The sequence below is a fragment of the Pseudomonas saxonica genome (assembly GCF_007858365.1).
GTDB classification, from domain to species: Bacteria; Pseudomonadota; Gammaproteobacteria; order Pseudomonadales; family Pseudomonadaceae; genus Aquipseudomonas; species Aquipseudomonas saxonica.
In genome coordinates this window covers 164,155-176,963 of record NZ_VFIO01000009.1, presented here as the reverse complement: position 1 = coordinate 176,963, position 12,809 = coordinate 164,155, and the positions used below count along the sequence as shown (strand labels likewise).

The following is a 12,809-nucleotide window of genomic DNA, read 5'->3' as shown; positions in this document are numbered from 1 at the left end:
TGTAACATCAACCACTTGCGCTTTCGATCTCTCGTTAGCGGGAGGCGAATTCTACAGCGTTACACGCTGCTGTCAACACCTCATTTCCTGCTTCGATGACTTGAAGCTGACACCGCCGAAAACCGTACAACTCATTGAATCTCAAGGAGTTTTCCGTTTCGACTGCGCCGGAAGTGGGGCGAATTATAGGCCGTTAGAATTCTGGGTCAAGCGGTAATTGTTAATTAAGACGCTATTAATGGCTTTTTCTTCTGGAGGCGCGGAATACGGCGCTTCACCGCAGGTATTCGTAGGGCTAGAAGACAACCCCCTATACATGCATAGACCGCCCACTCCTTAAGGTCTGCCCGCACAATCCAAAGCATATGCAGCAAGCCCAACCCCAAAACCAGATACACCAAGCGATGCAGCTTTTTCCATCGAGCTCCCAAGCGCTTTTGACTGTAACGATTGGATGTTACGGCCAGCGCAAGCAGACAGAGGAAGCCCAAGCTACCGACAATGATGTAGGGACGCTTGCGCAACTCCACACCTAGCTGCGACCAATCCAGCCCAAGAACAAAAAACAGGTAGGCACACAGATGCAGTACAACGTAGGTAAAGCACCACAAGCCAAGTTGTCGCCGTACAGCAATCCACCCTGACCAGCCAGTAAGCTTATGCATGGGTGTCATGCTTAATGTCACCAGCAACAGGATCAGTGTTCCAAGCCCCAGTCGATCTACGAGCACCTTTCCCGGGTCTGGCCCCAAGGCAAAACTCCAAGCCTCGTATAACCAATACAGCGGCCAGATGCACACAGCCATGAAAACGCAAAGTCGCCAAACCAAGAGTCGCATCAATAGTTCTTCCGCAAATCCAACCCACTATATAAAGAAGCGACTTCATCACCGTAACCGTTAAACATTTGTGTATCACGTACGTTGGGACTGAAAAGACTGCTCGGTAAGCGCCGCTCACGCGCCTGCGTCCAGCGCGGGTGGTCGACCTGAGGGTTTACATTGGCATAAAAGCCATACTCATCCGCAGCGATGCTCTGCCATGTGGTTTTCGGCTGCTCCTCGACCAGACTGATTCGCACAATCGACTTAACGCTTTTAAACCCATACTTCCATGGCACGACTAAACGCAGTGGCGCCCCATTCTGATTGGGCAGCTCTCGCCCATACATCCCCACCGCCAGTATTGCCAAAGGGTTCATGGCTTCGTCCAGTCGCAACCCCTCCACATACGGCCAATCGATCAACGCAAAACCAGAGCGCTGTCCTGGCATCACCTTGGGATCCTGCAATGTTTCAAAACGGATGTACTTTGCTTTGGATGTCGGCTCAACCTGTTTGAGCAAGGCCGATAACGGAAACCCCATCCACGGAATCACCATTGACCAGGCCTCAACACAGCGCAATCGATAAATTCGCTCCTCCAACTGATAGGGTTTCATGAAATCTTCGAGCGCATACCGACCAGGCTTGCCCACCTCTCCATCCACCACCACTGTCCAAGGCTCTGTTTTTAGCGCCCCCGCATTTTGAGCCGGGTCACCCTTGTCGGTGCCGAACTCATAAAAGTTGTTGTAGTGCGTTGCGTCCTTGAAAGGGGTAATCGCCTCATTTTTCACCGTAACGGCTTGCCATTTGGTTTGCGCAAGCTTGTCGACGAACCAGCTCGGCGCCTTACTCGGCTCGACATCGGCATAACGAGCGGCATCGGCGGCACTGGACCACCGCGGAAGCACGCCCACAGCCAAGCCTGCAAGCGAACTGCCCAATAATGCACGACGGGATAGATAGAAGGATTCAGGCGTTACGTCCGACTCTTTACTGTCGGACGCTTTAGGCAGTTTGATGAGCATGACAACTCCGTAGTATTGGAGGACTGATGCACCAATAGACTACGGAGTATGGGAGAAATTACATCACTCGCGGGTTTTGTTACGACGTAGATGCAGCAAATACTGGATAGGGCCCGATGCGGCATACGCCAAAAATGCGATCAGCAGAATACGCGGGGGATCGCTGAACACGACGGCAAACACCAGCACCACAGCAAGGATGGCTACAAACGGAACTCTCCCCTTCAAGTCCAACTCTTTAAAGCTGTTGTACTTGATATTGCTGACCATCAACATACCCGCTGCCGCAACCAGCAGGGCCACCAGGAAGGACATCTTGGAACCCTGGATACCATAATCACTGAATGCCCATACGATGCCCGCAACCACACCCGCAGCGGCCGGACTTGCCAAGCCAATAAAATAGCGCTTATCTGCCGTGCCAACCTGGGTATTGAAACGCGCCAGACGCAAAGCCGCGCCAGCGACGTAGATAAAGGCAACCATCCAGCCGACCTTGCCCATATCACCCAACGCCCAGCCAAAGGCCAGCAATGCAGGAGCGACGCCAAAGGCGACCATATCGGACAAGGAATCATATTCAGCGCCAAAAGCGCTTTCAGTATTAGTCATTCGGGCCACGCGACCATCAAGGCCGTCCAGCACCATCGCAACAAAAATAGCGATGGCAGCAAATGCAAAATACTTGCTTGCACCCGCAGCATCACCAGCACTCATGGCACTTTGTGCGCTCATTGAGTTGATGATGGAGTAAAAGCCAGCGAACAAGTTCGCCGTAGTAAAAAGGTTTGGCAGCAGATAGATACCACGATGCCGGACCTTACGGCCCTCAGCGTCATGCCCTTCTTCGACATGTTCATCGACAGGCAGCAGGCTATCGGCGTCTGAAGCCGCTTTTGGCTCTTCGGGACGTTCGCTCATGGACATTACCTTGCAACGATATGAAAAGTTTCGATAGAGGCTTGCGGCCAAGACTCACCCGCAAACGATCCTGCTTTATACCAGAAGCGGCCGCTGAAACGAAAAAACGCGGCCGAGGCCGCGTTCTTTTTAGGCGTAAAACTTAGTTTTTTGCTTTGTCGACGATCTTGTTCGCGCCGATCCAAGGCATCATCGAGCGCAGTTGCTCGCCGATAACTTCGATACCGTGGGCCGCGTTATTACGACGCTTGGCGGTCATCGATGGGTAGCCGGTAGCACCTTCAGAGATGAACATCTTCGCGTATTCGCCATCTTGAATGCGCTTCAGAGCATTACGCATGGCTTGACGGGATTCAGCGTTGATCACTTCCGGCCCGGTCACGTACTCACCGTACTCCGCGTTGTTGGAGATCGAGTAGTTCATGTTGGCGATACCGCCTTCGTACATGAGGTCAACGATCAACTTCAACTCGTGCAAGCATTCGAAGTAAGCCATTTCTGGCGCGTAACCTGCTTCAACCAGAGTTTCAAAGCCTGCTTTAACCAGCTCGACAGTACCACCACACAGAACAGCCTGCTCACCGAACAAGTCAGTTTCAGTCTCGTCCTTGAAAGTCGTTTCGATAATGCCGGTGCGACCACCACCCACGCCCGAAGCGTAAGACAGGGCAACGTTCTTGGCATTGCCCGACGCATCTTGGTAGATAGCGATCAGATCAGGAATACCGCCGCCTTTTACGAACTCGGAACGAACGGTGTGACCCGGTGCTTTCGGCGCGATCATGATCACGTCCAGGTCAGCGCGCGGTACCACTTGGTTGTAATGGATCGCGAAGCCGTGAGAGAAGGCCAGCGTCGCGCCTTGCTTGATGTTCGGCTCGATTTCATTCTTGTACAGCGAGGACTGGAACTCGTCCGGAGTCAGGATCATCACGATGTCAGCAGCAGCAACGGCGCTGGCAACGTCAGACACTTTCAGACCGTGAGCTTCAGCTTTGGCGACAGTCGGCGAACCTTTACGCAGACCAACAGTAACGTCCACGCCGGAATCTTTCAGGTTGCAGGCTTGAGCGTGACCCTGGGAGCCGTAACCGATGATGGCTACTTTTTTGCCCTGGATGATCGAAAGGTCGCAGTCTTTGTCGTAATAAACTTTCATGATTTTCCCTTATATATCCAGGCCACTCGGCCATGTACTACTTAATTGGAGTTAGATGCTGAGTACTTTGTCGCCACGAGCAATACCGGTGACGCCGCTGCGCACGGTTTCCAGGATCGATGCAGTGCCAATCGACTGAATGAAACTGTCGAGCTTGTCGCTGGTACCTGTCAACTGCACGGTGTAAACACTGGCGCTTACGTCAACGATCTGCCCGCGAAAAATATCCGTGGTGCGTTTAATCTCTGCACGCTGAGCGCCCGTCGCCTTGACCTTGACCAACATCAGTTCTCGCTCGATGTGAGCACTCTCTGACAAGTCCACCAGCTTGACCACTTCAATCAGCTTGTTCAGGTTTTTAGTGATCTGCTCAATAACTTCGTCATGCCCCACCGTAGTCAGCGTCAGACGCGACAAGGTCGGGTCTTCAGTCGGCGCTACGGTCAGGCTTTCGATGTTGTAGTTACGCTGAGAGAACAGCCCGACAACGCGAGACAGAGCACCGGGTTCGTTTTCAAGAAGCAAAGAAATAATGTGCCGCATGATTAAGTACGCTCCGTCTTGCTCAGCCACATGTCGCGCATGGAGCCATCTTTGATCTGCATCGGATAAACGTGCTCACTGGTATCAACCTGAATATCGAGGAACACCAGGCGATCTTTCATGGCGAAGGCTTCTTCCATCTTGGGCTTCAGGTCTTTCAGGTCAGTGATTCTGATACCCACGTGCCCATATGCCTCAGCCAGCTTGACGAAGTCAGGCAGCGATTCCATATAAGAGTGCGAGTGACGACTGCCGTAGTTCATGTCCTGCCACTGACGAACCATGCCAAGCACGCCGTTGTTCAAGCTGATGATTTTTACCGGCAGGTTATATTGCAGACAAGTGGACAGTTCCTGAATGTTCATTTGAATACTGCCCTCCCCCGTCACACACGCAACGTCAGCATCAGGGAAGTTCAGTTTCACACCCATTGCAGCCGGGAAACCAAAGCCCATCGTGCCCAGACCGCCTGAGTTGATCCAGCGATTAGGCTTGTTGAAACGGTAGTATTGGGCCGCAAACATCTGATGCTGGCCTACATCGGAAGTGACGTAAGCATCGCCTTTGGTCACTTCGCAGAGCATTTCGATCACAGCTTGAGGCTTGATCTTGCTGCCGTCACCTTTGTCATAAGGGAACAGACCGCGATCACCGCGCCACTCATCGATCTGCTTCCACCAACTGGCAACGGCCTCAGAATTGGGTTTTTCACCCATATCCTTAAGGATTGCGACCATTTCGGTCATCACGCTCTCTACAGGCCCAACAATAGGCACATCAGCCTTGATGGTTTTGGAGATGGAAGCCGGGTCGATATCGACATGAATAATCTTGGCATTCGGACAGAATTTGGACGGGCCGTTGATGACACGATCATCAAAGCGCGCACCAACGGCCAAAATGACATCCGCGTTATGCATGGTCATGTTGGCGGTAAAGCTGCCATGCATCCCCAGCATGCCGATGAACTGACGGTCAGTGCCAGGGTAAGCACCCAACCCCATCAGCGTATTAGTCACTGGCACGTTGAGCATTTTGGCCAACTCGGTCAGCGGCTCAGAACCACCACCCAGGATAACGCCGCCGCCCGCGTAGAGAACCGGACGTTTAGCCGCCAAAAGCATCTCAACAGCTTTGCGAATTTGCCCCGAGTGCCCGCGTACTGCCGGACTGTAAGAGCGCAACTTGGCTTTTTTCGGGAAGACGTACTCGAACTTCTCAGCCGGGTTGGTCATGTCTTTAGGGATATCGACAACGACCGGACCGGGCCGACCGGATTGTGCGAGATAGAAAGCTTTTTTCATTACCTCCGGGATTTCAGAGGCATGCTTGATCATAAAGCTGTGCTTCACGATCGGCCGGGAGATACCGATCATGTCGGTTTCTTGAAATGCATCGGTGCCGACCATGGTGCTAGGCACCTGACCTGAAATGACCACCATCGGAATGGAGTCCATATAGGCCGTAGCGATACCGGTAATGGCGTTGGTCGCCCCCGGCCCGGACGTAACCAGTACAACACCGGCTTTACCGGTGGCACGGGCATAACCGTCAGCCATATGGGTTGCAGCCTGCTCATGCCGAACCAGGATGTGGGTCACTTCCGGTTCTTTGAACAGCGCATCGTAAACATGAAGGAGAGCACCACCTGGGTACCCGTAGATGTGTTTGACACCTTCGTCGCGCAAAAAGCGGACAAGCATCTCACCGCCAGATAAAAGCTCCACGTTGTTCACCTCTAAAACGCCAGAATACCGTTCACAAAAATACGAACGGGTCTTAATAGGTTTACTTCTCAGCAGAGCATGAGCGACGGTAGTCGCCGACTACGTCAGCACTGACTGAGCAAGCATTGGGAACTCCCCAAGTGTTGCGGGGCTTTCCCACCCAGCGCGAGGTAACGCGTTGCGGGTGTAACAAGTCGGCGCGGGTGTGCGCCTCATGATCTGCTGAGAGGGTCTGCTTCTGGCAGTCCCTGTACAGCGGTCGTTGGATTCTTGTGTTTCAGCCTCTGCAAGTCAAGCAATAATTGCGCTTTTTTCCAACAAAGCGCATGAGAACTCATAATAAGCTGTCTTGATGAGGGATAAAACGCGCGCGAATGGCGCAAAGCGGTAGAAATATGCGCTCGACTGCCGGAAAAACCGGCAGCCAGGCAATTAACGAGCGTCGACGATCAGTTGATCGAACTTTTTCAGCGCCGTACGCAATCCAAGGCTCTCTAGCGGACGGTCGGCATATACCATTTCAGCCATTTCGAGGATCCCGGACGCGTTGGGCAAGGGAAGGTTGCATTCAAGAATCTGCTTCATTCTGGTTAGAAAAACCCACTGCAGCCATTGATGAAAATCCAGCGTATCCACTGAAAATGGCTCAACACTCGCCAAGGCTTCAGCACTGGGAGCTACATCATCCCACCAGCCCTGCACGCGCAATTCGCGCTCAATCAACAATAATTGGTCAGCCAGGGCCGCGATACGATTGTCCATCAGAGGCTTACCTTCGCTTTTTGACGCGCAGATGCAGCGCCGGCGGCATCACCTTGTTTTTCACGAGCCTGGGCAATCAGCCCCCATAGACTTGCCTGCAAGTCCGGGCGACCACTGGCGAAGGTCAGACCGCGGCGGGCAAATTGCTCCGCCTGTGCAGCATCCCCTTGAGCCAAGCGCACTTGAGCCAAACGATAAAGCACTTGCGGCTCACGAGGTGCTACTCGCTGCGCCCGCTCCAGGCTCGAAGAAGCGCCATTCAAGTCGCCACTGGATTGCTGTTGCTGAGCGGTTGTCAGCAGCGCCAGCACTGGCCCGTCCAATTGCTCATCGGCTGCCAGAGCACCACTGCTGGAAGGGATTCCGCTGGGGCTAACAGGAGCCGGGGCCGTGTAGGTCGTACTCGGTGTGTAGCTCCCCGTGCTGATGGGTGCGGAGGCTGGCCCAGGAGTAATCGGCCCCGGCGTAAAAGGCGCACTGCTTATAGGGGTCGAAACAGCCGCCCCGCCTCCCGGAATCATTACAACGACACCCGAGTCCTGAGGAATCGCCTGCGCCTGGGCTGCACGAGCAGCCGTCGCCTGCGGATAATTACTGGCTGTGCGCTGAGCCGATACACGCTCGTTATTTGACACAGGCACACCCGAGTCGACCACAGGGATTGAACCCTGCGGCACGCTCGCGCAACCATTAAGCAAAGCAAAGGCTGAAACAGCCGGAATCCACCACTTGTTCACGTCTAATCCTCTTTGCTTAATTCAACCAGCCCTTGACCCAATCCATCACGGCTTCACCCGGCGCAGGTTCCTGCGCACCACAACTGGCACCCGCTGGCGGCTCACTGCCGCGAATATACGGCATCTGCACTGCACCCGGGCAGTTGGCATCGGAACCTTGGCCGGTGTGCGGGTCAATCCAGGCTTGAACAATGTTATCCGGCTGCGGCATATCCAACGGTAATGGGTCCGCTTTTTTCATAAAGCTGGTCCACACCTGCAAGGCACCGGTAGCTCCCGTAAACGGCGTTTTGCCGTTATCGTCGCGGCCCAGCCAGACAACGGCCAGCACATCCTGACTAAACCCGGCGAACCAGCTGTCTCGTGAGTCATTACTGGTACCTGTCTTGCCCGCCACAGCGAGGCTTCTCGGCAACACGTTATAGACCGAGCGCCCAGTACCCTCGCGCATCACATGCTGCATGGCGTTCTGAATCAGAAAGATTGAAGCCGGGTCAAAACGCTGCTGGATCTGGAATGGATAGCGCTTGAGCGGCTCGCCCTCTGCCGTCAACACACTGCGAATACCGCGCATCGGCGTATTGAAACCGCCGTTGGCCAGCGTCTGATACATAGTCGCCACTTCAATAGGGCTCAATGCGCCAGCACCCAGCAACATGGACGGAAACGCAGGGAACTCACGCTCAACGCCCAATCGTGCAAGCGTTTTAAGCACATTGGGTACGCCGACTTCCTGCCCCAGTCGTACGGTGCCCAAGTTGTAGGAGTTCATCATCGACTGATACAGGAAAACTGTACCGTGCGAGCGGCGATCATAGTTTTGCGGTTTCCAGATCTGGCCATCCGCACCTTTAATCGACAGCGGCTCATCTGACAGCCAACTGGTCAACGTGTACTGGCTCGGACGCTCAAGAGCGGTCAAGTAAACCGCGGGTTTGATCAGCGAACCAATTGGACGCACGGCATCCAGTGCGCGGTTGAAACCTGCATACCCCTGCAGACGACTTCCAATCAGTGCTTGAACCTCACCCGTTTCAGGATTGGTCACCACCATTGCAGCCTCAACTTCATCCGAGCCTTTGCGCCCGGACAAACGCTTGAAGGTTTCACCGACGGCAGCTTCTGCCTTCATTTGCAGGATCGGGTCGAAACTGGTGAAGATTCGCAGCCCTTCCTCAGTCAAATCTTCGTCGCGATAATCCTCACGTAACTGGCGCTTGACCAAATCGAGGAACCCCGGGAATGAGCTGTCAGCCAAGCTGCCCCGCTTGGTCACACCCAAAGGCATTTTCTTGGCGGCAGCCACTTGCTCTGCCGTCGCGACACCTTGTTGTTCCAGCAAGTCGAGCACAAGGTTACGACGCTCCAGAGCACGCTCCGGATAGCGACGGGGATTGTAGGCCGAGGGCCCTTTTACCATCCCGACCAATAACGCAACCTGATGCAACTTGAGCTCAGCGAGCGGCTGGCTAAAGAAGAACTGGCTGGCCAGGCCAAAACCATGGACTGCTCGCTGACCGTCTTGACCGACGAACACTTCGTTCAGATACGCTTCAAGAATCTCACGCTTGTCGTAATGCAACTCAAGCAACAACGCCATCATTGCCTCGGTCAACTTGCGACTCAGACTACGCTCGTTAGTCAGGTAGAAGTTTTTGACCAACTGCTGAGTCAAGGTACTGCCGCCCTGGCGCATTTGCCCGGATGACGTATTGACCCACATGGCTCGGATGATCGACTTCGGCGACACGCCAAAGTGATGGTAGAAGTCCCGATCCTCAACCGTTACCAGCGTTTCAAGCAGGAACGGCGGCACTTGATCAATATTGATCAAAATGCGGTCTTCGAGGTTTTTAGGGTAAAGGCCGCCTACCAGCAAAGGTTCAAGGCGGACGACGGGCAATTTTGAACCGTTGGTCGACGAAAGTTCTGCGACGTAATCGCCCGAGAACCGCACCCGTACAGGCTGTGCTTTTTCGGCACCCTCATAAAATTGAAAACCTCGGGTATTGAGGTCAACTGTGTTGCCATTGACTGCTGCAACGCCGGGGCCATTGACTACGCTTTCGCGACGATAGCCGAGCGCATCAAGCTCAGTAAGAAAGTCATTTTTGGCCAGCTTCTGGCCGACGAACAGCTCCAACGGGCGAGCGTACACCTTGGCAGGAATGGTCCAGCGCTTGCCGGAGAACTTTTCCTGAACAATGGCATCGAGGTACATGGCAAAACCTGCCAGTACAACCAGGCCTACCAGACTGAGCTTAAGAGCCCAGCCCAGCCAGCGCCGAGGACCACCGGAAGGACGTTTGGAACGGGTGCGAGAAGATCGGGTTCGAGTCATGGCGCGAGATTATACGCACTTTGTTCATGTTCATCATGCGCAGCCCGGCGGTTTGCAGTACCGCTATCAGCAGCCATAATGGCGACCATTATTTTTCTAAACCTTGAAGGATCAACCGTGAGCCAGAACTTGATTGCCGCCCTGAAAAACCCGGATCTGTACCCACATGAAGTCGATGGATTTCAGGTTATCGAGACGCACATTTCCTGGGTCATCCTCACCGGCTCATATGCCTACAAGATGAAAAAACCGGTTAACTTCGGATTTCTGGACTTTACCGATCTCAGTGCCCGCGAGCACTTCTGCAAAGAAGAGCTGCGCCTGAACCAGCGCTTGACCGAAGGCCTGTACCTTGACGTATTGCCCATCACTGGCACAGCCGAGGCGCCTATTCTGGGTGGTGAAGGAACAGCCATTGAATATGTACTGAAAATGCGTCAATTCCCGCAAAGCCAACTGCTAAGTACGTTGCAAGCCAATGGCGAATTAAATGCCGCTCATATTGATGAGATGGCCCAGCAGATTGCACGCTTCCACGCCCATGCCCCTCATGTTCCTCTGGAACATTACCAAGGCACTCCAGAAGCGGTAATGGATCCCGTAATCCAGAATTTCGAGCAAATTCGCCCGTTTCTTTCGGACAAAGCTGACCTGCAACAACTGGATGCACTCCAGGCTTGGGCACAGGCGAGCTTTGAGCGTCTGAAGCCGTTGCTAATGAAGCGTAAGGCCGAAGGTTTTATCCGCGAATGCCATGGCGATATTCACTTGGGCAACGCGACCCTGATTGATGGCAAGGTGGTTATTTTCGACTGCATTGAATTTAATGAGCCCTTCCGCTTCACCGACGTATATGCCGATGCAGCGTTTCTGGCCATGGACCTTGAGGATCGTGGTTTGAAATCCTTGGCCCGACGTTTCGTCAGCCAGTACCTGGAGCTGACCGAGGACTACGAAGGGCTGGAACTGCTGAACTTCTATAAAGCCTATCGCGCTCTGGTGCGCGCCAAGGTCAGCCTGTTCAGCATGCCTGCAGAAGCCAGCCCTGTTCAACGGGCCGCCACTCTTCGCCAATACCGCAACTATGCCAACCTGGCTGAAAGCTACAGCACCATCCCTTCACGCTTTCTAGCTATTACTCACGGGGTTTCGGCTGTGGGCAAAAGCTCCGTTTCAATGCGTCTTGTCGAGTCGTTGGGAGCGATTCGTATACGTTCAGATGTAGTCCGCAAGAAGTTGTTTGGTAATCAACAGTCTGAAAATGCTGTAGGTGCAGGCATTTATAACGCTGAGGCTAGCGATGTTACCTACACCAAACTTCACGAACTGGCTGGAATCGTTCTCCGTGCAGGTTTCCCGGTTGTGCTGGACGCCACCTATCTCAAACGTGCGCAACGTGATGCCGCGGCCAAAGTAGCGGAAGCAACGGGTGTCCCTTGCCTGATTCTGGATTGCACCGCCCCCGATGCCGTCATCGAAGGCTGGCTGGCCCATCGCAGAGCCCTTGGCACTGACCCGTCCGATGCCACACTGGAAGTGGTCAAGGCTCAACAAGCTAGCCGGGAACCGCTTGGGGCTGATGAAATCTTGCACAGCAAGCGTGTTGAAACCCACAACAGCAAAAGTCTCGACACCCTGATTGCTGACATCCGTCAGCGCTTGCCAGGCCTGTAAGTGGACGGGGGCGCCGTTAAACACTGTGATTTAACGGCGCCCCCACAGCGATACTATAATGCCAGTATCGACCACGCAGGAGCCTCCCCATGAGCCACCCTTCATTACTTGCGTCAGCCCTCTACACACTGCTGCATGAAGACAACATCAACGGGTTTAATCAACAGCGCCCTGATGGGCCCGTCGATATGCGCGGGGGGGATTTTCGAGGTCTGGATCTACGTGAGCTCAATGCGAACGCCATTGATTTTACTGATGGCTACTTCCGCTCAGCTGATTTGCGCGGCCTGGACTTGCGCACTGCTTGCATCGAAGGCGCCAGCCTGGCTCACGCACAAATTTCGGGTGCGTACTTTCCCGTAGAACTGACAGCCGATGAAATATTGATGTCGGTTAATTTTGGAACACGGTTGCGCTACCGCACCCGGTAATACAAATACGACACTTCGCCGCTTAACCACATTCGGGAGTCAAGCGGGCAGGCATGATCGACGCAAGCGCTCTGCCTTCTGCATCCTCTGAGGTGCTTGCGGCCTCTTCTTTAGCTCAAAATTCATCTTATGGCACGGTTTGCTTGTTCCAAAAACGACTAATGAGCAGCGTTATTCCTACCTGCCGCTACACTTCAGTAAAAATCGTGTCGCCCCGTAAACGCTGAGCTCACGCCGTCGCAAGGAGAGCTGATGAACGATGAACTTCAGCATTTGAAGAATCTTGGTAAAACGTCAGCGCAATGGCTTCACGCTGTGGGCATTCATAGCGCATCGGACCTCAAGCGTCTGGGCGCAGTGGATGCTTACCGGGCAGTCAAAGCTAGAGGCTTCAGAGCCTCCAAGGTATTACTGTATGCCATAGAGGGTGCATTGCTGGATGTGCACTGGAACGATATTCCCGCCGAGCGAAAAGAAGCGCTTAATCGGCAAGTCGATCATTTGTCGACGTCGCGAAAAGGCTGAAACAACCGTTTACACGCTTTTGGATAAAGCTAAAAAACAGTTGTTGACATGGAAATGAGAATTGTTATGATTACGTCATCTGGTCGCGAGACCAGCCGATATTCTGAAAGGCCCTTGGTTCGGACTCTCAGAAAATC

The 12,809-nt window shown here is 53.7% G+C and carries 12 protein-coding genes; 3 read left to right on the top strand and 9 right to left on the bottom strand.

The window, feature by feature from the left end:
* Nucleotides 1–224 precede the first annotated feature (224 nt).
* The 9 genes from msrQ to mrcB form a co-directional block, all read right to left on the bottom strand.
* Nucleotides 225–839: a protein-methionine-sulfoxide reductase heme-binding subunit MsrQ gene (gene msrQ / locus FJD38_RS19790; RefSeq protein ID WP_146387040.1), complete on the bottom strand. Its 615-nt coding sequence runs from the start codon at nucleotides 837–839 to the stop codon at nucleotides 225–227.
* Entirely contained in the window at nucleotides 839–1,852 is a 1,014-nt protein-coding gene (gene msrP, locus FJD38_RS19785; RefSeq protein WP_146387038.1) for a protein-methionine-sulfoxide reductase catalytic subunit MsrP, read from the bottom strand. Before msrP ends, msrQ begins: the two co-directional genes overlap by 1 nt.
* A gap of 63 nt (nucleotides 1,853–1,915) precedes the next feature.
* On the bottom strand, nucleotides 1,916–2,773 hold the full coding sequence (gene pssA, locus FJD38_RS19780) for a CDP-diacylglycerol--serine O-phosphatidyltransferase (RefSeq protein WP_122783673.1): 858 nt from the start codon (nucleotides 2,771–2,773) through the stop codon (nucleotides 1,916–1,918).
* A 142-nt stretch (nucleotides 2,774–2,915) separates the two neighbouring features.
* On the bottom strand, nucleotides 2,916–3,932 hold the full coding sequence (gene ilvC / locus FJD38_RS19775) for a ketol-acid reductoisomerase (RefSeq protein ID WP_122783674.1): 1,017 nt from the start codon (nucleotides 3,930–3,932) through the stop codon (nucleotides 2,916–2,918).
* 51 nt (nucleotides 3,933–3,983) lie between these two features.
* Complete coding sequence (ilvN, locus tag FJD38_RS19770; RefSeq protein ID WP_019410366.1) at nucleotides 3,984–4,475, bottom strand: acetolactate synthase small subunit; 492 nt, start codon at nucleotides 4,473–4,475, stop codon at nucleotides 3,984–3,986.
* A 2-nt stretch (nucleotides 4,476–4,477) separates the two neighbouring features.
* On the bottom strand, nucleotides 4,478–6,202 hold the full coding sequence (locus FJD38_RS19765) for an acetolactate synthase 3 large subunit (RefSeq protein WP_146387036.1): 1,725 nt from the start codon (nucleotides 6,200–6,202) through the stop codon (nucleotides 4,478–4,480).
* A gap of 432 nt (nucleotides 6,203–6,634) precedes the next feature.
* Nucleotides 6,635–6,964 (bottom strand): YqcC family protein, encoded by a 330-nt coding sequence (locus FJD38_RS19760; RefSeq protein ID WP_122783675.1) that lies wholly within the window; start codon nucleotides 6,962–6,964, stop codon nucleotides 6,635–6,637.
* Entirely contained in the window at nucleotides 6,964–7,701 is a 738-nt protein-coding gene (locus FJD38_RS19755) for a tetratricopeptide repeat protein (protein WP_122783676.1), read from the bottom strand. Before FJD38_RS19755 ends, FJD38_RS19760 begins: the two co-directional genes overlap by 1 nt.
* A 16-nt stretch (nucleotides 7,702–7,717) precedes the next feature.
* A complete protein-coding gene (mrcB, locus tag FJD38_RS19750; RefSeq protein WP_146387034.1) occupies nucleotides 7,718–10,042 on the bottom strand; it encodes a penicillin-binding protein 1B in 2,325 nt (774 codons plus the stop codon).
* Between the two features lie 117 nt (nucleotides 10,043–10,159).
* Here mrcB and FJD38_RS19745 point away from each other — a divergent pair, with 117 nt between their 5' ends.
* The 3 genes from FJD38_RS19745 to FJD38_RS19735 all read left to right on the top strand — a co-directional run bounded on the left by FJD38_RS19745 (nucleotide 10,160) and on the right by FJD38_RS19735 (nucleotide 12,672).
* A complete protein-coding gene (locus FJD38_RS19745) occupies nucleotides 10,160–11,716 on the top strand; it encodes a bifunctional aminoglycoside phosphotransferase/ATP-binding protein (protein ID WP_122783678.1) in 1,557 nt (518 codons plus the stop codon).
* 89 nt (nucleotides 11,717–11,805) lie between these two features.
* Nucleotides 11,806–12,147 carry a pentapeptide repeat-containing protein gene (locus FJD38_RS19740; RefSeq protein ID WP_122783679.1) on the top strand — a complete coding sequence of 114 codons (342 nt, stop codon included), beginning with the start codon at nucleotides 11,806–11,808 and terminating at the stop codon, nucleotides 12,145–12,147.
* Nucleotides 12,148–12,399: 252 nt separating this feature from the next.
* Complete coding sequence (locus FJD38_RS19735; protein WP_122783680.1) at nucleotides 12,400–12,672, top strand: TfoX/Sxy family protein; 273 nt, start codon at nucleotides 12,400–12,402, stop codon at nucleotides 12,670–12,672.
* Nucleotides 12,673–12,809 lie beyond the last annotated feature (137 nt).